This window comes from Blastococcus sp. SYSU D00820 (assembly GCF_054050695.1).
This window is the reverse complement of sequence record NZ_JBJGZW010000019.1, coordinates 1-24,530: the sequence shown is the minus strand read 5'-3', so window position 1 is coordinate 24,530 and position 24,530 is coordinate 1. Positions and strand designations below refer to the sequence as shown.

The window sequence follows — 24,530 nt, the reverse complement described above, 5'->3', positions numbered from 1 at the left end:
GACGTTGTCCGAGCCCTTCCGTTCCTCGACCGGCCTGGCGGGCCGGGTCGCCCTCGTCACCGGCGGCGCCCGCGGCCAGGGCCGGGCGCACGCGGTCACCCTGGCCGAGCGGGGGGCCGACGTCGTCGTCCTCGACATCGCCGCCCCGGTGACCTCGACGACCTACGAGATGCCCACCCCCGACGACCTGGAGACCACCCGCGAGCTGGTCGAGAAGACCGGGCGCCGGTGCCTGGCCGTGCAGGCCGACGTCCGCAGTACCGCGGAGGTCGAGGACGCGGTGGCCCGCACGCTGGCCGAGCTCGGGCGCCTCGACGTGGTGGTCGCCAACGCCGGCATCTGCAGCTTCGGGGCCTTCGCCGAGCTCACCGACGACGTCTGGGACGAGATGCTCGGCATCAACCTGACCGGCGTCTTCAAGACCCTGCGGGCCACGGTGCCGCACCTGGTGGCGCAGGGCTGGGGACGCTGCATCGCGACGGCGTCGATGTCGGGCCGGGGCGGCGCGGCGCACCTGGCGCACTACTCGGCGGCCAAGGCCGGCGTGGTGAACCTGGTGAAGTCGCTGGCGCTGGAGCTGGGCGGCAGCGGGGTGACCGCCAACGTCGTCTGCCCGACCACGGTCGACACCCCGATGGTGCACAACGAGCCGATGTACCGGCTGTTCGCCCCGGACATCGCCGACCCCACCACCGAGCAGGTCCGGCCGCGCTACGCCTCGCTCAACCCCATGGGCGTCAGCTGGCTGGACCCGCGGGAGGTCGCCGAGGCCGCGGCCTTCCTCGCCTCGGAGGAGGCCGCGCACGTCAACGGGCACGTGCTCGAGGTCTCCGCGGGCATCAGCGCGCGGCACCTGTAGCGGGGTCGCCGCTCACCGCTGCGGCGCGGCTTCCGGGACGATGCCGAGCCCGACGTCCAGCCCGGTGTCCGGCGCGGCGCCCGGTGGTACCGCGGCTGCCCGGCGGGCGAGCCGCGGCCGGGCGAGCACCCACACCAGCACGGCGCCGGTGGTGGTGGCGACGGCGAGCGTGAGCCCCATCGACAGCGCCGTCGCCCCGCCGAGGGAGACCAGTGGCGCGACCAGCGGGCCCACCGCGAAGGTGGCGGTGCCGAACAGCGCGGCCGCGGTGCCGGCGTGCGCGCCGTGGTCGCTGAGCGCCAGCGTCGAGCTGTTGGGGTTGCTGATCCCCGAGGTGAACAGGTAGAGCCCGAGGGCGGCGAGGAAGGCCGCCATCCCCAGGTCGGCGAGCACCGCGCCCAGCAGCGCCAGGGAGGAGACGGCCGCGGCGGTCGTGCCGACGACGTACATCCGCGCGGGCCCGGCCCGCCGCACCACCGCCCGGTTGAGCTGGCTGCCCAGCACCCACAGCACCGAGTTGGCCGCGAAGAAGAGGCTGAACAGCTGGGGGCTGGTGGCGAACTGCTCCTGCAGCACGAAGCTGATCGAGGCCAGGTAGGAGAAGAAGGCGACGCCGCCGAGCGAGGCGACCGCCAGCAGCACGAGGAACAGCCGGTCCCGCAGCACCGCGCCGAAGGCCGCGCGCAGCTCGGCGCGCCCGCCCGCGTGCCGCTGGTCCGGCGGGAGCGTCTCCCGCAGCAGCGTGCCCGCGACCAGCAGCAGGGCCAGCCCGATGCCGGCGAGGACGACGAAGATCCCGCGCCAGGAGGTGACCGCCGCGAGCTGGCCGCCCGCCACCGGCGCGAGGATCGGCGCCACGGCGCTGACCAGGGTCAGCAGCGACAGCAGCCGGGCGAGCTCGGCGCCGGACGCGAGGTCGCGGGCGACGGCGAGGGTGATGACGATCCCCGCCGACCCGGTCACCCCCTGGAGGAAGCGGGCCGCGACCAGCACCTCGATCGACGGCGCGGCGGCGCAGGCGAGGGACAGCACGGTGAACAGCGCGATGCCGACCATCAGCGGGCGGCGCCGGCCCAGCCGGTCGCTGAGCGGCCCGGCCACCAGCTGGCCCAGGGCCAGCCCGAGCATGCAGGCCGACATCGTGGTCTGCGCCAGGCTGTCGCTGGTGCCCAGGTCACGGGCGAGCTCGGGCAGTGCCGGCATGTACAGGTCCATCGAGATCGGCCCGAAGACCTCGAGCAGCCCCAGGACCACGAGCGCGCGCCGTGTGCTCATGGCGCGGCCCGGGGCAGCGGTCACGGGGCGGCCGGCGGGCCGAGCACCCGGCGCAGCCACGACCGGCGGGCCGCGGCCGCGGCCCGGGACACCTCCGCCTGCGGGGAGAACCCGGTGAAGCCGTGGTAGCCGCCGGCCCAGACGTGCAGCTCGGCCGAGCCGCCGGTCGCCCAGATCCGCAGCGCGTAGTCGACGGCCTCGTCGCGGAAGACCTCGGCCGCCCCCACGTCGATGAACGCCGGGGGCAGGCCGGAGAGGTCGTCCGCCCGGGCCGGCGCCGCGTACGGCGACACCCGGTCGGTGCCCCGGTCCGCGCCGAGCAGGGCGGTCCAGCCGGTGTCGTTGGTGGTGCGGTCCCAGGCGCCGAGCCCGTCGTACTGCCGGCTGGAGACGCTGTCGTTGCGGTCGTCGATCATCGGGCACAGCAGCACCTGGCCGGCCAGCGCCGGGCCACCGCGGTCGCGGGCCATCAGCGCGACGGCGGCGGACAGCCCGCCACCGGCACTGGCCCCGGTCACCACGATCCGCGACGGGTCGACCCCCAGCTCCGCGGCGTGGGCGGCGAACCAGACCAGGCCGGCGTAGCAGTCCTCGACCGCCGCGGGAGCCGGGTGCTCGGGTGCCAGCCGGTACTCGACGGTCACCCCGACCGCGCCGTGCTCCAGCACGTCCTCGACCAGCCCGTCGAGGCCGAAGAACCGGTTGCCCAGCACCATCCCGCCGCCGTGCACGGCGTACAGGCCGGGCGCCCCGCGAACCGGCCCGCGCGGGCGGACGACGGTCAGCTCGACGTCCGGCGCGCCCGGCGGACCCGGCACCGTCCGGTGCTCGACCTGCACCGGCCGGTCGCCGACGACCTGCTCCACCGGCGGCACGATCGTCGCGAAGTGGGCACGGTTGGCCAGGATCGTGTCCGCGCGCAGCGGGATGCCTTCCACCAGGTCCAGGAAGGCCGCCAGGCCCGGCTCCAGCTCCGGGTCGTAGGGGACCGGCGGGTGCTCCGGCCGGCCGCCGCTCACCGCGCGGCCTGCGTCGCGGGCACCAGCACGCGGCGCAGCCAGGAGTCGCGCGCCGCCAGCGCCGCCCGGGTGACCGCGGAGTCGGGGGCGTACATGTCGAAGCCGTGGAAGGCCCCGCTCCACACGTGCAGCTCGGCCTGGCCGCCGGTGGCCCAGATGCGCGAGGCGTACTCGGTGTCCTCGTCGCGGAAGGGCTCCGCGCTGCCCACCTCGACGAAGGCAGGCGGCAGGCCCGACAGGTCGCTCGCACGGCTGGGGGAGGCGTAGGGGGACGCCGTCCCGGTGCCGGCGACGTCCCCGAGCAGCGACCGCCAGCCGGCGAGGTTGGCCTCCCGGGTCCAGGTGCCCAGGCCGCGGTACTGGTGGCTGGCCACCGTGGTGTTGCTGTCGTCCAGCATCGGGCACAGCAGCAGCTGGCCGGCCAGCGCGGGGCCGCCCCGGTCCCGGGCCAGGAGCGCGACGGCGGCGGCCAGCCCGCCCCCCGCGCTGCCGCCCATGACGACGATCCGCCCGGGGTCGATCGACAGCTCGGCGGCGTGCCCGGCGGTCCACACCAGCCCGGCGTAGCAGTCCTCGACCGGCGCGGGGTGCGGGTGCTCGGGTGCCAGCCGGTACTCGACGTTCACCGCCACCACGCCGTGCTCGAGCACCAGCGCGAGCAGCCGGGGGACGTCCATGTCGCGGCAGCCGACCATCATGCCGCCGCCGTGGATGTTGTAGAGGGCCGGCCGCGGGGTGGACAGCCCGCGCGGCGACAGCACCGTGAGTGCCAGATCCGGCGCCCCCTCGGGGCCGGGGACGGTCAGTTCGGCGACGTCGACCGGCGCGTCCCCGACGGCGACGGCGGCCGGCGGGAACAGCGCGGCCATCTCCGCCCGCATGGCGGGGATGGTCCCGGGCGTGAACGGCGGTGCGTCCGGCCGCACCACCAGGGCCAGCGCGGGCTCGATCTCGGGGTCGAAGGGCACGGGCGGGGGAGTCATTGCCGGGAGCTCCTGCGGGGCGGCGGGACGGGGACGGGGCCGGGCGGCGGTCACGGGCCCTCGGGGTCGACGACGCCGCGGTCGACCCAGAACGGCTCGACCAGCGACCGGAGCTCCGCGGCGCCGATCCGCTCCACCAGGTCGACCGCGCCGACGGCCTGCTCGACCTGCTCCAGGCGGGTGGCGCCGAACAGGGTGGTGGCGGTGGCCGGATGGGTGAGGGTGAAGGCGATCGCCAGCTGGGCGGCGGTGGTGCCGAGGTCGGCGGCTAGCGCGACGACCCCGGGCGCGGTCTGCACGATCGCCTCGCGGATGCCGCCGGGATCGCGGCCGATCTCGCGGGAGAGCTCGGTCCGGCCGGCCAGGATGCCGCCCTCCAGCACGTCGGAGGCCTGCATGCTGAAGCCCTCGGCGAAGAGGGCGGCGAACGGCTCCCCGTCCGGGATGGCCCGGCGGGCCACGCTGTACTTCAGCTGGGCGATCTGCGGACCGTCGACGCCGCGCTCGGCGGCGATCTCACGCAGCCGGTGGACCGCCGAGGCCGACCAGTTGTTCACTCCCCATGCGCGGACCAGCCCGGCGCGCACCAGGCCGGACAGGTCGTCGACGAGCGCCTCCAGCGGGACGTCGTCGCGCCGCAGGTCGCCGAGCACCGCGAGGTCGGCGTGGTCGTACCCGGCGCGGAGGAAGGCGTTCTCCAGCTGCGGCCGGAACCCGCCCTCGCCGAAGCCCTCGATCCAGAGCTTGGCCGAGACCAGGTACCGGTCCCGGGGCAGGCCGGTCGCGCGCATGATCGCGCCCCACAGGACGTCGGTGAAGACCGGCGGGCGCCCGGGCATGCCGTAGACGCCGACGTCGAACAGGTCGATGCCGGCGTCGACGGCGTACCGGACCATGCGGACGGCGTCGGCGAAGTCCATCCGGTCGTAGGTGTGCCACGAGCCGAGGGAGAGCACGCCGGTCTCCAGCTCGGAGGTGCCGATCCGGCGGCGGGGCAGGGGAGTGGACATGCGAGGCCTCCTGGGGGTCGGGGCGGTCAGGGCAGCCGGGGGTCGACGACGGCCTTGATCTCGTCGAGGCGCTGCATGGCCTCGATCCGCTCGCCGGCCGCGGCCAGGCCGACCGGCTCGCCGAACAGGCGGTCCCACGGCATGCGGTCGGCGAAGGCCCGGAAGAAGTCGATGGCGTGCGCGTAGTCGGCGATGTCGCCGTTGAGCGAGCCGAGCACGGTCAGCTCCTTGCCCATGACCGTGCCGAGCGGCAGCTGCTGCAGCTCCGGGCCGGTGCTGCCGACCACGACCACGCGTCCGCGCTGGGCGGCCATCGCGACGGCCTCCCGGCCGACGGTCGGCGCGCCGGCGAAGTCGAGCACCAGGTCGCCGCCGGCGTCGCCGGTCAGCTCGCGGACCCGGGCGACGACCCCCTCGGAGCCGAGCGCGATGTCGACGGTGGCGTCGGCGCCGAACTCGCGGGCCAGCGCCAGCCGGGGCTCCGGCGCGCCCACGGTGACGACCTGGCCGGCGCCGGAGAGCCGGGCCACCGCGGTGGCGAAGACGCCGAGCGCCCCCGAGCCCTGCACCACCACCCGGTCGCCCGGGGTCACCCCGCCGGCCCGGCCGAAGGCGCGCAGCACCGTCTTGGCCGCGCAGCCGGCCATGGCCGCCCAGGTGTCGGGCACCTCGTCGGGCAGCAGCAGCTTCGCCGCCCGCGGGACGACGTAGGCGTACTCGGCCAGGCCCGCGGTCGCGTACGGCGGGACGTCGGAGCGCTGCAGGAAGCCGTAGCCGCGGCGCGAGCAGGCCACCGGCTCGCGCAGCACCGTGCAGCCGTGGCACTCCCCGCAGGTGGACTCCGACCAGCCGATCCGCGCGCCGACGGTCACCTCGCGGCCCAGCGCGTCGCGGGTGGCCGCGCCGACGGCGACGACCTCGCCGACCATCTCGTGGCCCAGCACCATCGGCAGCATCCCGGGGAAGGTCATCTTCCCGGCCCACAGCTCGATGTCGGTGCCGCACAGCGTCGCGCAGGTGATCCGGACCAGGGCGGCGCCCGGTTCCAGCTCGCCGGGCAGCGGCAGGTCGGTGAGCTGCAGCGGTGCGCCGTGCTCGGTGAGGACCGCCGCGCGGGTGGAGGTGGGGACCAAGGTCGGAACTCCTTCGGGAGGACGGGGAAGCGGCACCCAAGGCCGGACGGTGGTTTAGTCTACGGCTGTCGACACAAATGTCGAGAGTCGACGACCACCCGAGCCCGCCGGATCCGCCGAGCTCGACGGACCCCTGGAGACCCCGTGCCGAACCCCCTCCCGGCGACCTCGAGCGCAGCCGACCTCGTGCTCCTCGGCGGCGTCGTGCACACGATGGCCGGTGCGCTGCCCCCGGCCGGGGCGGCGCCGACCGCGCTGGCCGTGCGGGGCGGGCGCGTGGTCGGCGCGGGCACCGACGCCGAGGTGGCCGGGCTGATCGGGGCGGGCACGCAGGTCGTGCACCTGGCGGGGCGGGCCGTGCTGCCGGGCATCAACGACGCGCACCTGCACGCCACCTGGCTGGGCGCGCTGTGGCCCGACACCCTCTTCGGCGCCACCGGCGCGCCGGGTGCCGCGCCCGCGCGGCCGCTGCGCGGCCCGGAGGAGCAGCGCGCGGCGATCCTGCGCGCCGGGGACCTCCTGGCCTCCCTGGGCGTCACCAGCTACACCGAGCCCGGCCTCGGGCCGGGGGAGGACGACGGCGAGACCGGCGCCTTCGGCTCCTCGGTCGCCGAGCAGTACCGCGCGCTGGCGGCCGAGGGCCGGTTGCGGGCGCGGGTGACCGTGCTCTCCCTGTTCGGCGAGCTCGACGGCCCCAGCGACCTGACGGCCTTCCTCGCCGGGCTGGGCGACGCGCAGCACCGCGGAGCCGACCGGGAGCGGCTGCACTTCGCCGGGGTGAAGATCTTCGCCGACGGCATCCCGCCGATGGGCTCGGCCTACACGCACTCCTGCTACGCAGACGGCGGGCACGCCGCGCTGCTGGTGGCCGGCGCCGACGACGTCGACCGCGAGCAGAACCTCATGCGGATGGTGCTGGCCGCGCACCGCGCCGGGCTGCAGGTCGGCGTGCACGCCACCGGCGACCGGTCGATCGAGGTCGTCCTCGACGCGGTCGCCGCCGCGCGCGCCGAGCGCGACGTCGACCTCGGCCACTACGTCATCCACGGCGACCTGGTGCAGGAGGGGCAGCTGGCCCGCATGGGCCGGCTCGGGGTCGGGCTGTCGGTGCAGGCCGGCATCGCCGTCCGCACGTCGGGGCTGGTCGACGCCGCGCTCGGGGCCGGCCGCGGCGCGGCGGCGTGGCCGCTGCAGGCGGCGCTCGACGCCGGCGTCCCGCTCTGCCTGACCACCGACGCACCGGTGCTGTCGCCGGACTGGCGGCAGGAGGTCGCCGCGGCCGACGAGTGGATGGGCCCGGCCGCCGACCGGCGGGAGCGGCTGGCCACGCTGCTGCGCTGCTACACGGTGCACCCCGCGCGGCAGGACGGGGCGGCCGCGTGGAAGGGGACGCTGGCCCCCGGCATGGTGGCCGATCTCTGCGTGCTGGAGGCCGATCCGTTCGAGCTCCCCGTCGCCGACCTGCCCGAGGTCGCCGTCGAGCTGACCGTCCTCGGCGGCGAGGTCGTGCACGAGCGCCGGCTGACCGCCGCGGTCTGACCCGCGCGCGGTCGCCGCCCCCGTGGCGGCGACCGCGCGCCCGGCTCAGGTGAGCAGCTGCCCGCCGTCCACCGGCAGGCTGGTGCCGGTCACGTGCCGGGCGGAGTCGCCGGCCAGGAACAGCACCGCCGCCGCGACGTCCTCGACGGCGGCCAGCCGGCGCAGCGGGATCCGGCTGGTCCACGCCTCGCGGGCCGGCGAGCCCTCCGGCAGGCCGGCGGCGAGCATCTCGGTGAGCACCGGACCGGGCGCGACGGCGTTGACCCGGATGCCGTGCGGCGCCAGCTCGATCGCCGCCCACCGGGTCAGCGCGTCGACGGCGGCCTTGCTGCTCTCGTAGCCGCCCATCCCGGGCGTCGGCTGCCGTCCGCCGATGGACGACAGGTTGACCACCACGCCGCCCTGCCCCCGCGCCACCATGCGCGCGGCCACCTGCTGGGTCATGACGAAGGTGCCCAGGACGTTGGTGCGCAGGATGCGGTCCAGGTCGGCGGCGGGCAGCTCGAGCAGCGCGCCGTGCACGCTGAGCAGGCCGGCGTTGTTGACCAGCACGTCGACGGGCCCGACCCGCTCCTGCACCTCGTCCAGGACGCCGGTCACCGACCCGGGGTCGGTGATGTCGACGACGGTGCCGGGCGCGCCGAGTGCCGCCGCGGCGCCGTGGAGGCGGTCGGGGTCGACGTCGGCGAGGACGACGCGGTCGCCGGCCGCGCGGAAGGCCGCGGCGATGGCCCGGCCGATCCCCCCGGCTCCTCCGGTGACCAGGACGGTGCGGGCTGACGCCATCGGCGTTCCTCTCGTTCGTGACCGGGGTCCGGTCCGGATAGACTACAACTGTAGAAAATAAACCCCGGTCCGAGGAGGACTCATGACCGTGACCCCGTCCGTACCGCGTCGGTTGCTCGGCCCCGGAGGTCCGGAGGTGCCGGCGCTGTCGCTCGGCAGCTGGAACACCTGGGACCGCATGACCCCCGACGAGGCCGTCGCGCTGGTCGCGCGGGCCGTGGAGCTCGGCTGTGCCTTCTTCGACGTCGCGCACTACGACATGGGGCCGCACGCGGAGAACTCGCAGACCGACCGGCTGTTCGCCGCGGCGCTGCGCGAGGCCGGGGTGGCCCGCGAGCAGTGGGTGTACTGCGGCAAGCTCTGGCTCTGGGACTACCCCGCGACGACGTTCACCCGGCAGATGGAGACCTCGCTCGAGCGGGTCGGGGTCGAGCGGGCCGACGTGGTGGTCGTCGGCGACTACCTGGGCGAGCTCGACGTCGAGCGGGTCGTCGACGACGTCGCCGAGCAGATCGAGCTCGGCCGGTTCGCCGCTTGGGGCGTGAACAACTGGCGCCACGCCGACGTGCGGGCGGCCATCGACACCGCCCGGGCGCGCGGCCTGGTGCCGCCGTGCTTCGCGCAGCTGAAGTACGGGCTGGTCCGGCGGTCGATGGCCGAGGGGGCGTACTACGCCCCGCTGTTCGCCGGCGGGGAGCTGGGCCTGCAGGCCTCCGACGTCTTCGAGGGCGGCCTGCTGGTGGGCAACCTCCGGCCGGCCCGGAAGATCGGCGCCGACGTCGGTGGGATCCGGGAGCAGATCGTGGCGGCCTGGCCCCGGGTCCGGGCCCTGGCCGACGACCTGGGGGTCACGCCGGCGCGGCTGGGGATCGCCTTCTGCCTGGCCAACCCGGCGACCACCAACGTGCTGGTCGGCGTCTCCCGCCTGGCCCAGCTCGAGGACGACGTCGCGGCGTTCGGCCTGCTGGAGCGCATCGGGGCCGACCGGCTGAGGGCACTGACCGCCGACCTCTGGCTGGACCGCGAGGTCGCCGCCGACGGCACATGGGCGCCGCGCTGACCCCTTCCGCTTTCTGTCGACAACTGTAGAATAAAGGCACGGACCGGCAGCGGGCCGGCCCCTCCCCACTCCCGAGGAGCACCTCCATGACCGGACCGACGCCGGCGCCCACCCCCGACCGGATCGTCGACCTCGCCATCGGCTACATGGGCGCGAAGCAGCTGTTCGCGGCGTCCCGGATCGGGCTGTTCCGCGCGCTGGCCGACGGCGGCCGGAGCGTGCCCGAGCTGGCGGCGGCCACCGGGGTCAGCGAGCAGATGGTCCGCGTGCTCGCCGATGCCATGAACGCGCTGGGCCTGCTGGACCGCGCCGGCGGGCGGTACGTCCTGGCGCCGGACGCGGCCGAGTACCTCGCCGGGAAGGGCGCGCTGGACCTCGCGCCCTTCCTGACCTTCCTCGCCGAGATCAGCTACGGCCACTGGCTGCAGTTCGACCGCACCGTCGACACCGCCAAGCCCGGCGACCTGCAGATGGACGACGCCCGCTGGGCGACCTTCATGGCAGGGGTCATGCGGTACAACGCCCTGCACGCGGCGATGCTCGCCCGTACCTACGACTTCGGCGCGCACCGCTCGATGCTCGACCTGGGCGGGCTCTCGCCGGAGTTCGCCATCGGCGCCATGCGCGCCAACCCCGACCTGACGGTGCGCTTCGTCTTCGCGCCGTCCTCGACGCTGGGCATCAGCGACGCCCTGGCCGCGGCCGGCCTGGGCGGCCGCGCGACGGTGGCCCCCGCGCCGACCGAGACCGCCGCCCCGGAGGGCGAGCACGACGTCGTCATGGTCAACCACGTCGTCCACCGCTTCTCCGCCGAGCAGAACCGCACGATCCTGGCCAATGCCCGCGCCGCCGCGGCCCCCGGTGCCACGCTGCTGCTGCTCGACTTCTTCCTCGACGACGACGAGCGGCAGCGGCCGATCGACGCCCTGCACGCGGGCGAGTACTTCGTCATCGACGGGACCGTCGTGTACCCCGAGGCCGAGGTGCGCGGCTGGCTGGAGGGGGCCGGCTGGCGCCCTCGGGAGGTGCTCGCCCTGCCCGGCAGCCCGCGGGTGCTGGTGGCCGACGCCGCCTGACCGCCCGGCGCAGCGCTGCGCGCACCGCCTCCCGGCCGAGACCGGCCGCCGACCCGCGTCGGCGGCCGGTCTCCGTCGTTTCATATACGTTTCGCCGCTCGTAGACCATTGCGTTTTTCGCCGACAACCGTAGACTCAACGGCGCGGGGTGAGCCAGCTCTCACTCGCACCCCCCTTGCTGCGACGAGGCCGGGCCCATCGGGCGCGCCACCGCTCCAGCAGCCCCCACTCGAGAGAAGGACTCGATGCAGAGGACTCGGAGAACGGCGCTGATGACGGCCGGGTGTGCCGTCGCCGTCGCGCTGGCCGGCTGTACGAGCGCGGCCGGGACCGGCGGCGGCAGCGCCGACGGCGCGGCGATCGACGAACTGAAGGCGGGCGTCTTCCTGGACGTCACCTCGTGGGACCCGGCGAACGCCGACATCGGGTTCGACGGGCCCTACCTGTCGGCCGTGTACGACCCGCTGGTCGCGCTGGACGAGGAGTCCGAGCCGATCCCCGCGCTGGCCACCGGCTGGGAGTGGTCCGAGGACCGGCTGACCCTGACCATGGACCTGCGCGACGGGGTCACCTTCGACGACGGCGAGGCCTTCGACGCCGACGCGGCGGTGGCCAACCTGCAGCACCTCAAGGACGGCGTCCGGTCCGGGCAGGCCTACGTCAACGTCGACAGCGTCAGCGCCGTCGACGAGGACACCGTCGAGCTCCGGCTGCGCGAGCGCGACGACGCGCTCCTGTACTTCATGGGCCTGGGGCGCAGCTGGATGGCCTCCCCGGCGGCGATCGCGGCCGGCACCCTCACCGACGGCCCGGTGGGCTCGGGTCCCTACACCTACGAGCAGGACCAGTCGACGCCGGCGTCGGAGTACGTCTTCACCAAGAAGGACGAGCACTGGGACGCCGGCACCTATCCCTTCTCCTCGGTGCGGCTGTTCCCCATCACCGACCAGACGGCGAGCTTCAACGCGATGCTGTCGGGCCAGCTGAACGCCAGCTTCGCCAACGCGGAGAACCTCGAGACCGCCGAGCAGAACGGCTGGAACATCGCCCAGCGGGTCGCCTCCTGGGTCGGCGTCCAGTTCGTCGACCGGACCGGCGAGCGGCTGGCCCCGCTGGGTGACGAGCGGGTGCGGCAGGCCATCGCCCACGCCTTCGACGCCGCGGGGATCCTCCAGGCCGTCGCGAACGGCGCCGGCGTCGTGACCGACCAGCCGTGGTCGGTGGACGGCGACGTCCACGACGACTCCCTCGACGTCTACGACACCGACATGGACAAGGCCCGCCAGTTGCTGGCCGACGCCGGGTACGCCGACGGCTTCACCGTGCAGATGCCGATGTCGCCGATCTTCCAGGCCTGGCAACCGGCGGCCGACCAGACGCTGGGCGAGCTCGGCATCACGGTCGAGTGGCAGGACATGTCGATGGCCGACTACCAGGTCAACGCCCCGAGCTACCCCATGTTCCTCGCGGTGGTGGCCATGGACTCCAACGACATGGCCACGCTGGTCTCCCAGGTCACCCGACCGCAGTGGTTCAACCCCGACCCCTCGATCGAGGACTTCCCCGAGGTCGCGGCCCTGGTGGCGGAGGTCCAGGCGGCCGACCCCGCCGACCAGCCCGAGCTGCTGCGCGAGCTGGACCGCACGCTGGTCGAGCTGGCCTGGTGGGACGTCTGGTACCAGGCGGAGAACACGTACTTCAGCGTCGACGGGATCACCATCACGCCCATCACCGGGATGATGTTCCCGACCCTCCGGTTCATCCAGCGCGCCTAGCGCTCGTCCTGCGGTGGCGGGCTCCCGGCGCGGGGGCCCGCCACCGGCAAGGGGTCAGGGACATGCTCACCTTCACCGCGAAGCGACTCGCCTCCGGGGTCCTCCTCCTGCTGCTGGTCACCAGCGGCACCTTCTTCCTCGCCTACGCGGCGGTCGGCGACCCGACCGCCGGGCTGCTGGGCAACAGCGCGACGCCGGCCCAGCAGGCGGCCCTGCGCGAGCGCATCGGCTACGACCGGCCACTGCTCACCCAGTTCTGGGACTGGCTCACCGCCGCGGTCACGGGCGACTTCGGCGTCTCCTGGCGCAACTTCCAGCCCGTCGCCGACCAGGTCGCCCTGCGCGTGCCGGTCACCCTCTCGGTGGTCGTGTTCGCCATCCTGCTGACCGCGGTCATCGGGGTGGCCGTCGGCATCGCCTGCGGACTGCGCCCCGGCGGGCGGCTGGACCGGTGCCTGAAGCTGGCCTCGGTCGTGCTCTTCGCCCTGCCCGGCTTCTGGGTCAGCCTCGTGCTGGTCATGTGGTTCGCCATCCAGCTCCAGTGGTTCCCGGCGATCGGCTACGTCTCGCCCGACACCTCGGTGGGCGGCTGGCTGCGCTCGATCACCCTGCCGGCGGTGTCCCTGGCCATCGGGGCGATCGTGCTGGTGGGCGAGCAGCTGCGGAACGGCTTCATCGAGGTGGCCCGGCAGGACTTCGTGCGGACGCTGCGCGCCCGCGGGCTGTCCTCGCGGCGGGTGACCCTGCACGTGCTGCGCAACGCCTCGCCGGCGGCGCTCACCGTCCTGGCGCTGATGTTCGTCGGGCTGCTGGGCGGGGCGATCGTCGTCGAGATCGTCTTCAACCTCCCCGGGATCGGCAGCCTCACCCAGTCGGCCTCCCAGATCGGCGACATCCCGGTCCTGCTCGGCCTGACCGCCGTCACGGTGGTCTTCGTCGTCCTCGTCAACTTCCTGCTCGACCTCGTGCTCGGGTGGGTCAACCCGAAGGTGCGCGACTCGTGACCGCAGCAGCCGTCCCCGTCGACGTCGACCCCGCAGCGACCGCCCGCGCCGGCCTGTGGCGGCGGTTCCTCCGCCGGCCCGCCGGGGTGGTGGCGCTGGTCGTCGTCCTGGTCGTCGCCGTGGTCGCGGTCCTCGCCCCGTGGCTGGCGCCGTACGACCCCGGCCTCGTCGACTACACCATCGCCAAGGCCCCGCCGGGGGAGGGACACCTGCTCGGCGGGGACTCGGCCGGCCGCGACATCCTCAGCCGGCTGCTGCTGGGCACCCGCACCACGCTGTACGGCGCGGTGGTCACCTGCGTCAGCGGGATGCTGCTCGGCGTGCCGGCCGGGATCGCCGCCGGCTACTTCGGCCGCCTGACCGACCGGGTGCTGTCCTGGATCAGCGACGCCCTGCAGTCGGTCCCCGCGATGATCGTGCTGCTCGTGGTGGCCGCCGGCACCGGCCAGGACTTCACCGTGCTGATGGTGGCCATCGGGGTCTTCCTGGCGCCGGGCTACTTCCGGATCAGCCGGGCCCGGGCGCTGACCGTCCGCCGGGAGCCCTACATCGACGCCGCGCGGGTGGCCGGCGGCAGCGACGTGCGGATCCTGCGCACGCACATGCTCCGGGCGGTGTACGCGCCGGTGATCATCCAGACCGCGCTCACCGCCGGCATCGCCATCGGCATCCAGGCCGGCCTGCAGTTCCTCGGCATCGGCTCGGCGGCGGTGCCGAGCTGGGGCCAGATGATGAACGACGGCTTCCGCAACATGCTCGCCCACCCGCTGATCCTGCTGTGGCCCTCCCTGGCCCTCGGCCTGACGATCGCCGCCCTGGCCTTCATCGGGTCGGTCCTGGCCGACCTGGTCAGCGTGCGGGCCGAGGGGCCGACGCGGCGGGCCCGCGCGCGGGCCCGCCGGGCGCTCGAGCAGCCGGCCCCCCAGCTGGGCGAGCCGAGCGCCGCGGGCAGCGGCGCGCTGGTGCACCCGCCGGAGGCCGGCGCGCTGCGCGTCGAGGGGCTGCGGGTCGCCTACGCCACGCCCACCGGCGTGCGGGAGGTGGTCCGCGGCGTCTCGCTGGACGTGGCCCCCGGTGAGGTCCTGGGCATCGTGGGAGAGTCGGGCTCCGGCAAGTCGCAGACCGTCTTCGCCGCGCTCGACCTGCTGCCGGCCGGCGCCACGACGGCGGCCCAGGGCCTCTGGATCGGCGGCCGGGAGGTCGGCCGCCTGCCGCGCCGCGAGCGCACCGCGCTGCTCGGCCGGGAGATCGGCTACGTGCCGCAGGAACCGATGAGCAACCTCGACCCCTGCTACACGATCGGCGCCCAGCTGACCGAGCCGCTGCGGCGGGTGCACGGGCTGTCGAGGGAGGCGGCGTACCAGCGGGCCCGCCAGGTGCTGGAACGGGTCGGCCTGCCCGATCCGGACCGGGTGCTGCGCTCCTATCCGCACCAGGTCTCCGGCGGCATGGCGCAGCGGGTGCTGATTGCCGGCGCGGTGGCCGGCCGGCCCACCCTCCTGGTGGCCGACGAGCCCACGACCGCGCTGGACGTCACCGTCCAGGCCGAGGTGCTCGAGCTGCTGCGCGAACTGCAGCAGGAGTACGGGATGGCGATGGTGATCGTCACCCACGACTTCGGCGTCGTCGCCGACATCTGCGACCGCGTGGTCGTCATGAAGGACGGCCGGGTGGTCGAGGTCGGGCCGCTGGAGCAGATCTTCCGGCGGCCGGAGCACCCCTACACCGCCGAGCTGATCAGCGCGTCGCTGGACGACGTGGCGGGCCGGCAGGAGCTCGACACCGCCTGGGCCGGGTCCGCCGCGGTCCCGCCGGCCGGTGCGGACCTGGCGGCGGCACGACCCGGCACGGGCAGGACGGTGGACGCATGAGCGCGACGGCCCCCCACACGGCGACCCCCCGCACGGCAGCTCCCGCCGCGACGGACGCCCGCCGGGCGGACCCCGCGGCGACACCGCTGCTCGACGTCCGGGACGTCGTCGTGGACTACCGGCTGGCCCACCGCCGCACCTTCCGGGCGCTGAAGGGCGTCTCCCTCGCCATCGGCGCCGGCGAGTGCGTCGGCCTGGTGGGGGAGAGCGGCTCGGGCAAGTCGACCCTCGGCAAGGCCGTCCTGGGCCTGGCCGCGGTCTCGTCGGGGTCGATCACCTTCGACGGGGAGGACATCACGCACGCCGGCCGGGCCGACCGCCGGCGCCTGGCAAGCGACCTGCAGGTGGTCTTCCAGGACCCGTACGGCTCGCTGGACCCGACGATGAGCATCGGCGAGGTCCTCGCCGAGCCGCTGCGGGTGGGCGGCACCGACCGGGCCACCTGCCGCCGGCTGGTGGCCGAGGTGCTCGACCGCGTCCGGCTGCCGGCCGACACGGTGCACCGCTACCCGACGGAGTTCTCCGGCGGGCAGCGCCAGCGCATCGCGATCGCGCGGGCGCTGGTCCGGCGGCCGCGGCTGGTCATCTGCGACGAGCCGGTGAGCGCCCTGGACCTCACCACCCAGTCGGCCATCGTCGACCTGTTCATCGACCTGCAGCGCGAGACCGGCGTCTCCTACCTGTTCGTCTCCCACGACCTCGCGGTGGTCCGGCGGATCTGCCACCGGGTCTCGGTCATGTACGGCGGCGAGATCGTGGAGTCCGGCCCCGCCGACGTGGTCACCCAGGACCCGTCGCACCCCTACACGCAGCGGCTGCTGCTGGCCTCCCCGGTGGCCGACCCGGCCCGGCAGGCCGAGCGCCGGGCCCGGTGGCTGCAGCTGCGGGAGCCGGCCGGGGAGCGGCAGTAGGCTCCCCGGACATGCCGAAGATCATCGACCACGATCAGCGGCGGCGGGAGATCGTCGAGGTCGCGAAGAAGCTGATCGTCGAGGGTGGCTTCGAGGCCGCCACGATGCGCAGCATCGTGACCGCGGCCGGTTTCGCCAACGGGGCGCTCAAGCACTACTTCCCCAGCAAGGACAGCATCATCGCGGCGACGTTCGAGAGCGTGCTGGCCGAGACGGGCGAGCGGCTGGCCGCGCTGGACACCACGCAGAGCCCGGCGGAGCAGCTGCGCGGGTTCCTCCTGGCCACGCTGCCGATGGAGCCGCACGAGATCGCCTCGGGTCGGATCCTGCTGGCCCTGTGGGACCACTCGGTGGCCAATCCGGCGCTCGCCGACCGCTACCGCGAGCTGCTGACCGACTGGCGTGTCCAGCTGACCCAGCGGATCGCGGCGGTCCGCGACCGCGGTGAGCCGGCCGACGCGCCGGCGGTGGGGCTGCTCGCCGACGAGGTCATCTCGGTGGCGATCGGGGCCACCGTGACCAGCCTGATGTACCCGCCCGGGGAGCTGGTCGCGCGCCACCGCGCGTACGTCGACAGCTTCGTCGAGCGGGTCGCCGGCGCTGCCTGAGCACCTGGACGGCGGTCCGACGTAACGTCTACGCTCGTAGAATGACCGCTGTCACCCCCTCCGTCGCCGCCGACCGCATCCTTGCCACCGGGCCGGAGACGGGGCCGCCCGTCGTGCTGGTGCACGGCTTCGCCTCCACGGCCGCCGCGGACTGGCCGGCCGAGCGCTGGGCGGATCCGCTGGCGGCGGCCGGGCGGACGAGCCTGGTCGTCCACCTCCCCGGTCACGGCTCCGCCCCGGCCGTGACCTCGGCGGACGAGGTGACCACCGGCCGGGTGGTGCACCAGCTGGCCGAGGCCGTCGCCGGGGCCGTGGGTCCGGAGGTGGACCTGGTCGGCTACTCGCTCGGCGCCCGCCTGTGCTGGGACCTCGCCGCCGCGCCCGGGCTGCGCGTCCGCCGGCTGGTGCTCGGCGGGCTGAGCCCGATGGAGCCGTTCGGCATGGTCGACCTCGCGGCGGCGCGCGCCGCGGTGGCCGGGGGGCCCCGGCCGGCCGATCCGCTGACCGCGGTCATCGCGGGCATGGCCGGGCAGCCGGGGCGGGACGCGGCGTCGCTGCTCACCCTCGTCGAGGGGCTGGCCCGGGAGCCGTTCGACCCCGGGGTGCGGGTCCCGGCGGTGCCGACCCTGTTCCTCGCCGGTGTCGCCGACCCCATGGCGCAGGGCATCGAGACGGTCGCCGGCCGCGTGCCGGGTGCGCGGCTGGAGCAGGTGCCCGGCGACCACGGAGGCGCTCTCCAGGGGGATCCGTTCCGCGCCGCCGTCCTCGGCTTCCTGGGGATCGGCTGACGTCGTCCGCCGCCTCCCCCGTACCGGTGAGCCCGTGGCGCCCGGAGGGTGCGCGACGGCGGGGGAGGCGGCACGTGCGCCGTACGCTCGGCCGGTGAACAAGCAGGAGCGAACGTATACGATCCTGCGCGATCGCATCCACGCGGGCGACTACCAGCCGCTGGACCGGCTCAACATCGACGCGCTCGCCCGCGAGCTGGGCGTCAGCCCCATCCCGGTGCGCGAGGCGCTGCGGCGGCTGGAGGCCGAGGGCTGGGTCCAGTTCCGGCCCAACGCCGGCGCCGTCGTCGCCCCGGTCGACGCCACCTCCTGGGAGCAGGCGATGGTGGCCCTCGCCGTCCTCGAGGGTGCGGCCAGTGGCCAGGCCCAGCCGCGGCTGCGGAAGACCGACCTCACCCGGCTGCGGCGGCTGGCCGAGCAGATGGAGCAGGCCGCCGTCGCCGGCGACGCGCTGCGCTTCGGCACGCTCAACCGGCGCTTCCACGAGGCGATCGTCGGGCGGTGTGCCAACGAGGTGCTGCTCGACCTGCTGAAGCAGACCCACCGGCGGCTCGACCAGGTCCGCCGCACGATGTTCGTCTACCTGCCGGAGCGTTCGCGCGCGGCGCTCGCCGAGCACCAGCACCTGATCGGCCTGCTGGAGACCGGGGATCCGCAGCAGGTCGAGGAGTACGCGCGCTGGCACAAGCTGCAGACGGTGCAGGCCTACCAGGCCATCCACCAGGCGGCCTCGCGCGCCGACGAGCGCCCCGTGCGGCGCGCCGGGAGCCGGGCCGCCGGGCGCGGCTGATCCGCCGCGGCGGGGGGCGGGGGCGCCGCCCCGGGGACGCGTCCGGCGTGCCGTCCGGGGGGTTGTGCCGGCGGCGGGGGCGGGGCAGGATGCGGATATACTACAGTTGTAGATATACGATTCTGACCCTGCTCCCGGACGACGGAGGACCCCGTGGCCCAGCTCCACACCGTGCCGCAGGACGTCGACGCGGTGACCCGCGAGCTGGGGCACCGCCCCGGGAAGGTCGTCGCGGTCCACCTCAACTACCGCTCGCGAGCCGCCCAGCGCGGCCGGACCCCGGACACGCCGTCGTACTTCCTCAAGCCGTCGAGCTCGCTGACCGGCAGCGGTGTCGTGGCGCGGCCGGAGGGCACCGAACTGCTCGGGTTCGAGGGCGAGATCGCGCTGGTGATCGGGCGCACCGCCCGCGCCGTCCGCCCGGAGGAGGGCTGGTCGCACGTCGGCTGGGTCACCGCCGCCGACGACCTCGGCCTGTACGACCTGCGCGCCGCCGACCGCGGGTCCAACCTGCGGGCCAAGGGCGGCGACGGCTACACCCCGCTCGGCCCGCGGCTGCTGCCCGCGGCCGACCTCGACCCCGCCGGCCTGCGCGTGCGCACCTGGCTGGACGGTGAGCTGGTCCAGGACGGCACCACCGACACGCTGCTGTTCGACCTCGGCGCGCTGGTCGCCGACCTGTCGCGGCTGATGACCCTCGAGGTGGGCGACGTCGTCCTCACCGGCACGCCGGCCGGCGCCTCGGTCGCCGCGCCCGGGCAGGTGGTCGAGGTAGAGGTCTCCGACGGCGCCGGCCGCAGCACCGGGCGCCTGCGCACCGAGGTCGTCGACGGCGGCGAGCTCCCGCCCTGGGGCGCGCAGCCCCGGGTCGACGACGCGGTCCGCGCCGATGCGTGGGGCACGCCGCCGGCGGCGGCCGGCCTCGACCCCGATCTGCGGGACCGGCTCGGCCGGGTGGCGGTCGCCACGCTGTCGGTGCAGCTGCGCCGGCGCGGTTACGACGACGTCTCCGTCGACGGCGTCCACCCGCTGGTCCCCGGCCGGCGCATCGTCGGCACCGCCCGCACCCTGCGCTTCGTCCCCGCCCGCCCCGACCTCTTCGCCGCGCGCGGCGGCGGCTACAACGCGCAGAAGCGTGCCTTCGACTCGCTCGGCCCGGGCGAGGTGCTCGTCGTGGAGGCCCGCCGCGACGCCGGCGCCGGCACCCTCGGCGACATCCTCGCGCTGCGGGCGCGGGCCCGCGGCGCCGCGGGCGTGGTCACCGACGGCGCGGTCCGCGACGCCGCCGCGGTCGCGGCCGTCGGCCTGCCGGTGCACGCCGCCGGCGAGCACCCCGCCGTCCTCGGCCGCCGGCACGTGCCGTGGGAGACCGACGTGGCGGTGGCCTGCGGCGGCGCCACCGTGCAGGTCGGCGACGTGGTGGTCGCCGACGACGACGGCGTCGTCGTCATCCCGCCGGCGCTGGTCGCCGAGGTGCTCGCCGACGCCGAGCGGCAGGAGCGCGAGGAGGCCTGGATCGCCGAGCGCGTCGCCGAGGGCGCGGCCCTCGACGGCCTCTACCCGCTCGCCGGCGAGTGGCGGCGGCGCTACGACGCCGGCGCCTCCGACTGACCCCCCCGTTCCCCGCCCCCTCCCGAGAGGCCCCCATGAGGTACCGCTCCGACCCGGCGCAGATCCGGGGCTCGATCGCCCCCCTCGTCACCCCGTTCACCCCCACCGGCGCCGTCGACTCCGACGGCCTGCGCACCCTCGTGCGCTGGCAGCTGGCCTCCGGCACGCACGGCATCTCGCTGGGCGGGTCGACCGGGGAGCCCTCGGCGCAGTCGATCGCCGAGCGGGCCGAGGCGATCCGCACCGTCGCCGACGAGATCGGTGACCGGGTGCCGTTCGTGCCCGGCACCGGGTCGGCCAAGCTCGACGAGACCCTCGAGCTGACCGCCGCGGCGCGCGACGCCGGGGCCGACGCCGTCCTGGTCATCACCCCCTACTACGCCCGCCCCACCCAGGAGGCGCTCTACCGCTGGTACTCCACGGTGGCCCGGGAATTCCCCGACCTGCCGGTGGTGGCCTACAACGTCCCGTCGCGGACGGCGGTGGAGATCGCCCCGGAGACCATCGGCCGGCTGTTCCGCGACCACGACAACTTCGTCGGGGTCAAGGAGACGACCAAGGACTTCGAGCACTTCTCCCGGGTGCTCGCCGAGTGCGGGCCGGACCTGCTGGTCTGGTCGGGCATCGAGCTGCTGTGCCTGCCGGTGCTGTCGCTCGGCGGCGTCGGCTTCGTCTCGGCCCTGGCCAACATCGCCCCCGCCGCCGTCGCCGAGATGTACGAGGCGGCCGTGGCCGGCGACGACCGGCGGGCCCGCGAGCTGCACTACGGCGTCCACCCGCTGGTGGACCTGCTGTTCGTCGAGACCAACCCGGCGCCGGCCAAGTGGCTGCTCGCCCAGCGGGGCCTGCTGGTCAGCGACGCCGTGCGGCCGCCGCTGGTCCCGCTCACGACCGCCGGGCAGGAGCGGGTGCGCGGCCTCGCCGCCGCCGGCGAGCAGTACCTGACCCCCGCCGACGTCACCCCCGCCGACGTCACCCCCGCCGACGTCCCAGCCCCCGAGGGAACCCGATGACCGGCCAGCCGACCCCTGTCGCCGCCCCCCGCCGGCACGTGCCCGAGGGCCTGCCGAGCCACCTGCGGCACCACATCGACGGCGAGGCGCGCGACTCCGCCGGCGGCGAGGTGTTCGAGGTCCTGGACCCGGTGTCCAACACCACCTACGCCACCGCGGCGGCCGGCCAGGCGGCCGACGTCGACGCCGCGGTCCGGGCGGCCGGCCGCGCGTTCACCGACGGGCCGTGGCCGACGATGCTGCCCCGCGCCCGGGCCCGCGTGCTCAACCGGATCGCCGACCTGGTGGAGGCGCAGGACCGCCGGCTGGCCGAGCTGGAGACCTTCGACACCGGGCTGCCGATCACCCAGGCCCTGGGGCAGGCGCAGCGGGCGGCCGAGAACTTCCGCTTCTTCGCCGACGTCGTCGTCGCCCAGTCCGACGACGCCTACAAGGTGCCCGGCCGCCAGCTCAACTACGTCAACCGCAAGCCGGTCGGCGTCGCCGGGCTGATCACCCCCTGGAACACGCCGTTCATGCTCGAGTCCTGGAAGCTGGCCCCCGCGCTGGCCTCCGGCTGCACCGTGGTGCTCAAGCCCGCGGAGTTCACCCCGCTGTCGGCGAGCCTGTGGGCGGAGATCTTCACCGAGGCCGGCCTCCCGCGCGGGGTGTTCAACCTGGTCAACGGGATCGGCGAGGAGGCCGGCGCCGCGCTCGTCGAGCACCCGGGCACCCGGCTGATCTCCTTCACGGGGGAGACCACCACCGGGCAGACGATCTTCCGGTCGGCGGCCACGCACCTCAAGGGCCTGTCGATGGAGCTCGGCGGGAAGTCGCCGGTCGTCGTCTTCGACGACGCCGACCTCGCCGCCGCGCTGGACTCCTCGCTGTTCGGCGTCTTCTCGCTCAACGGCGAGCGGTGCACCGCCGGCTCGCGGATCCTCGTCCAGCGCACCGTCTACGACGAGTTCGTCGACCGGTACGCCGAGCGGGCCGCGCGGATCGTCGTCGGCGACCCGCACGACCCGGCCACCGAGGTCGGCGCGCTGGTGCACCCCGAGCACTACGAGCGGGTGCTCGGCTACGTGGCGGTCGGCAAGGAGGAGGGGCGCCTGGTGGCCGGTGGCGGCCGGCCGGCGCACCTGCCGGTGGGCAACTACCTCGCCCCCACCGTCTTCGCCGACGTGCCGCCCACCGCCCGGATCTTCCAGGAGGAGATCTTCGGCCCCGTCGTCGCGCTGACCCCCTTCGACGACGAGGCCGAGGCGATCGCCCTGGCCAACGACGTCCGGTACGGGCTGGCGGCCTACGTGTGGACCTCCGACCTGACCCGCGCGCACCGCGTGGCCCAGTCCATCGAGGCCGGGATGGTCTGGCTCAACTCGCACAACGTCCGGGACCTGCGCACGCCCTTCGGCGGCGTCAAGGCCTCCGGGCTGGGCCACGAGGGCGGCCACCGGTCCATCGACTTCTACACCGAGGAGCAGGCCGTCCACATCACCCTCGGCGACGTCCACACCACGCGCTTCGGTGCCCAGGCTGCGGCCCAGATCGACTACTGACCCCCGGAGGAGAGCACCGATGAGCGACCCGACCGCCACCCCCACCCCGCCCGACGTCATCCGCTGCGCCTACGCCGAGCTCGTCGTCACCGACCTGGCGAGGGCCCGGTGGTTCTACGTCGACGTCCTGGGCCTGGTCGTCACCGCCGAGACCGAGGACGCCCTCTACCTGCGCGCGTTCGAGGAGTACCTGCACCACTCGCTGGTGCTGCGCCGCGGGGACGTCGCCGCCTGCGCGCGGCTGGCCTACCGCGTCCGCTCGCCGCGCGAGCTCGACGCCGCGGAGGCCTACCACCGCGGCCTCGGCGTCCGCGTCGAGCGGGTGCCGGCCGGCACCTGCCGCGGCATCGGCGAGGCGGTGCGCGTGGAGGACCCGCTGGGCTTCCCGATCGAGTACTTCCACGACGCCGAGCACGTGGAGCGGTTCACCCAGCGCTACGACCTGCACGGGGCCGGTGCCATCAGCCGGCTGGACCACTTCAACATCGTCGTCCCCGACGTCCCGGCCGCCCAGCGGCACTACGAGGGGCTGGGGTTCCGGGTCTCGGAGGACATCGAGGACGCCGAGGGCACGGTCTACGCGGCGTGGATGTACCGCAAGTCCACCGTGCACGACATCGCCCTCACCGGCGGCGACGGGCCGCGGATGCACCACATCGCCTTCGCCACCCACGAGCGCAGCCAGATCCTGCACATCTGCGACAAGCTGGGCGCGCTGCGCCACTCCGACCGCATCGAGCGCGGGCCGGGGCGGCACGGGGTCTCCAACGCCTTCTACCTCTACCTGCGCGACCCCGACGGGCACCGGATCGAGATCTACACGCACGACTACTACACCGGTGACCCCGACAACCCGGTGATCACCTGGGACGTGCACGACAACCAGCGCCGTGACTGGTGGGGCAACCCCGTCGTGCCCTCCTGGTACGCCGAGGCCTCCACCGTGCTCGATCTCGACGGCGCCCCGCAGCCGCTGCAGGAGCGCACCGACGCGCGGGAGTCCGACGTGACGATCGGCGCCGACGGCTTCTCCTACACCCGGCCGGACGAGGCCGGCGGCGAGGCCCGCGGCTTCAAGGTCGGGCACCAGGTGTGACCGGCGGCGGCCGCCGCCCGGGGGCCGGGAGGTCGCCGTGGGCGGGGTGACCCTGGCCGGCCGGCCGGGGACCCGCCGCCCGGGGAGCGCGACCCTGCTGCTGCTCGGCCCCGCGCTCGTGGCGTCAGCCGCCTACGTCGACCCGGGCAACGTCGCGACCAACACCGCGGCCGGGGCCACGTACGGACACCTGCTGGTGTGGGTGGTCGTCGGGGCCAACGTCATGGCCGGGCTGGTGCAGTACCTCGCGGCCAAGCTCGGGGTCGTCACCGGCGCCTCGCTGCCCGAGGTGCTCCGCGACCGGATGTCGCGGCCGGTGCGGTGGGCCTACTGGGCGCAGGCCGAGGTGGTCACGATGGCCACCGACCTCGCCGAGGTGCTCGGCGGGGCGATCGCGCTGCACCTGCTGTTCGACCTCCCGCTGCTGTGGGGCGGGGTGATCACCGCGGGCGTGTCGATGCTGATCCTGCGCCTGGGCGGCCAGGGGCGGCCGCAGGGCCTGCAGACCGCCGTCCTCGCGATGCTCGCGGTGGTCTGCGTCGGCTTCGTGGCCGGCGTGGTGGTGGACCCGCCGGCGGCCGGCGACGTCGCCGGCGGGCTGGTGCCGCGCCTGGACGGCGCCGGCAGCCTGCTGCTGGTCGCCGGCATGCTGGGCGCGACGGTCATGCCGCACGCGGTCTACGCCCACTCGGCCCTGGCCGCCGAGGGGGGCGGGCGGGGCGGGGGGGGGCGGGGGGGGGGCGGCGGGGGGGGGGGGGCGCCCCCCGCGCGCGGCGGCGCCC

22 protein-coding genes are annotated in these 24,530 nt (G+C 75.1%); 16 read left to right on the top strand and 6 right to left on the bottom strand.

Translation table 11 applies throughout. The features are described from left to right. The first annotated feature begins 4 nt into the window (after positions 1-4). Entirely contained in the window at positions 5-859 is an 855-nt protein-coding gene (locus ACI79R_RS17895) for a mycofactocin-coupled SDR family oxidoreductase (RefSeq protein WP_456575008.1), read from the top strand. Between the two features lie 12 nt (positions 860-871). Here ACI79R_RS17895 and ACI79R_RS17890 read toward each other — a convergent pair whose 3' ends face one another. The 5 genes from ACI79R_RS17890 to ACI79R_RS17870 are packed head-to-tail and all read right to left on the bottom strand — an operon-like array spanning position 872 to position 6,279. Beyond that, positions 872-2,134 carry a multidrug effflux MFS transporter gene (locus ACI79R_RS17890; RefSeq protein ID WP_456575007.1) on the bottom strand — a complete coding sequence of 421 codons (1,263 nt, stop codon included), beginning with the start codon at positions 2,132-2,134 and terminating at the stop codon, positions 872-874. Between the two features lie 20 nt (positions 2,135-2,154). Next, a complete protein-coding gene (locus ACI79R_RS17885) occupies positions 2,155-3,153 on the bottom strand; it encodes an alpha/beta hydrolase (protein ID WP_456575006.1) in 999 nt (332 codons plus the stop codon). Beyond that, entirely contained in the window at positions 3,150-4,136 is a 987-nt protein-coding gene (locus ACI79R_RS17880) for an alpha/beta hydrolase (RefSeq protein ID WP_456575005.1), read from the bottom strand. The genes ACI79R_RS17885 and ACI79R_RS17880 overlap by 4 nt, the downstream gene beginning before the upstream one ends. 50 nt (positions 4,137-4,186) lie before the next feature. Next, a complete protein-coding gene (locus tag ACI79R_RS17875; protein WP_456575004.1) occupies positions 4,187-5,146 on the bottom strand; it encodes an aldo/keto reductase in 960 nt (319 codons plus the stop codon). A gap of 26 nt (positions 5,147-5,172) precedes the next feature. Further along, positions 5,173-6,279, bottom strand: a complete 1,107-nt coding sequence (locus ACI79R_RS17870) for a zinc-binding dehydrogenase (RefSeq protein WP_456575003.1) — start codon at positions 6,277-6,279, stop codon at positions 5,173-5,175. Between the two features lie 144 nt (positions 6,280-6,423). Here ACI79R_RS17870 and ACI79R_RS17865 point away from each other — a divergent pair, with 144 nt between their 5' ends. Continuing rightward, positions 6,424-7,818, top strand: a complete 1,395-nt coding sequence (locus ACI79R_RS17865) for an amidohydrolase (RefSeq protein ID WP_456575002.1) — start codon at positions 6,424-6,426, stop codon at positions 7,816-7,818. Between the two features lie 45 nt (positions 7,819-7,863). Here ACI79R_RS17865 and ACI79R_RS17860 read toward each other — a convergent pair whose 3' ends face one another. Next, entirely contained in the window at positions 7,864-8,604 is a 741-nt protein-coding gene (locus tag ACI79R_RS17860; RefSeq protein ID WP_456575001.1) for an SDR family NAD(P)-dependent oxidoreductase, read from the bottom strand. Between the two features lie 82 nt (positions 8,605-8,686). Here ACI79R_RS17860 and ACI79R_RS17855 point away from each other — a divergent pair, with 82 nt between their 5' ends. The 14 genes from ACI79R_RS17855 to ACI79R_RS17790 form a co-directional block, all read left to right on the top strand. Next, a complete protein-coding gene (locus ACI79R_RS17855) occupies positions 8,687-9,664 on the top strand; it encodes an aldo/keto reductase (RefSeq protein WP_456575000.1) in 978 nt (325 codons plus the stop codon). An 86-nt stretch (positions 9,665-9,750) separates the two neighbouring features. Next, positions 9,751-10,740, top strand: coding sequence for a methyltransferase family protein (locus tag ACI79R_RS17850; RefSeq protein ID WP_456574999.1), 990 nt, complete (start codon positions 9,751-9,753; stop codon positions 10,738-10,740). Between the two features lie 272 nt (positions 10,741-11,012). Beyond that, positions 11,013-12,515: an ABC transporter substrate-binding protein gene (locus ACI79R_RS17845; RefSeq protein WP_456574998.1), complete on the top strand. Its 1,503-nt coding sequence runs from the start codon at positions 11,013-11,015 to the stop codon at positions 12,513-12,515. 62 nt (positions 12,516-12,577) lie between these two features. Continuing rightward, positions 12,578-13,519, top strand: coding sequence for an ABC transporter permease (locus tag ACI79R_RS17840; RefSeq protein ID WP_456574997.1), 942 nt, complete (start codon positions 12,578-12,580; stop codon positions 13,517-13,519). Continuing rightward, entirely contained in the window at positions 13,516-15,390 is a 1,875-nt protein-coding gene (locus tag ACI79R_RS17835; protein ID WP_456574996.1) for a dipeptide/oligopeptide/nickel ABC transporter permease/ATP-binding protein, read from the top strand. Before ACI79R_RS17840 ends, ACI79R_RS17835 begins: the two co-directional genes overlap by 4 nt. Further along, positions 15,387-16,301 carry an ATP-binding cassette domain-containing protein gene (locus tag ACI79R_RS17830; protein WP_456574995.1) on the top strand — a complete coding sequence of 305 codons (915 nt, stop codon included), beginning with the start codon at positions 15,387-15,389 and terminating at the stop codon, positions 16,299-16,301. Before ACI79R_RS17835 ends, ACI79R_RS17830 begins: the two co-directional genes overlap by 4 nt. An 11-nt stretch (positions 16,302-16,312) precedes the next feature. Continuing rightward, entirely contained in the window at positions 16,313-16,909 is a 597-nt protein-coding gene (locus tag ACI79R_RS17825) for a TetR/AcrR family transcriptional regulator (protein WP_456574994.1), read from the top strand. 41 nt (positions 16,910-16,950) lie between these two features. Then, the gene (locus ACI79R_RS17820) at positions 16,951-17,697 is read left to right on the top strand and encodes an alpha/beta fold hydrolase (protein WP_456574993.1); all 747 of its coding nucleotides are present in this window, start codon (positions 16,951-16,953) and stop codon (positions 17,695-17,697) included. Between the two features lie 94 nt (positions 17,698-17,791). Continuing rightward, positions 17,792-18,487, top strand: coding sequence for a GntR family transcriptional regulator (locus ACI79R_RS17815; protein WP_456574992.1), 696 nt, complete (start codon positions 17,792-17,794; stop codon positions 18,485-18,487). Between the two features lie 153 nt (positions 18,488-18,640). Then, positions 18,641-20,098, top strand: coding sequence for a fumarylacetoacetate hydrolase family protein (locus tag ACI79R_RS17810; RefSeq protein WP_456574991.1), 1,458 nt, complete (start codon positions 18,641-18,643; stop codon positions 20,096-20,098). A 35-nt stretch (positions 20,099-20,133) separates the two neighbouring features. Further along, positions 20,134-21,111 carry a 4-hydroxy-tetrahydrodipicolinate synthase gene (gene dapA, locus ACI79R_RS17805; protein ID WP_456574990.1) on the top strand — a complete coding sequence of 326 codons (978 nt, stop codon included), beginning with the start codon at positions 20,134-20,136 and terminating at the stop codon, positions 21,109-21,111. Beyond that, entirely contained in the window at positions 21,108-22,652 is a 1,545-nt protein-coding gene (gene hpaE / locus ACI79R_RS17800) for a 5-carboxymethyl-2-hydroxymuconate semialdehyde dehydrogenase (protein WP_456574989.1), read from the top strand. Before dapA ends, hpaE begins: the two co-directional genes overlap by 4 nt. Before the next feature lie 19 nt (positions 22,653-22,671). Next, a complete protein-coding gene (gene hpaD / locus ACI79R_RS17795; protein ID WP_456574988.1) occupies positions 22,672-23,748 on the top strand; it encodes a 3,4-dihydroxyphenylacetate 2,3-dioxygenase in 1,077 nt (358 codons plus the stop codon). A 37-nt stretch (positions 23,749-23,785) separates the two neighbouring features. After that, a partial coding sequence (locus ACI79R_RS17790) for an Nramp family divalent metal transporter (protein ID WP_456574987.1) occupies positions 23,786-24,530 on the top strand: 745 nt, incomplete at its 3' end.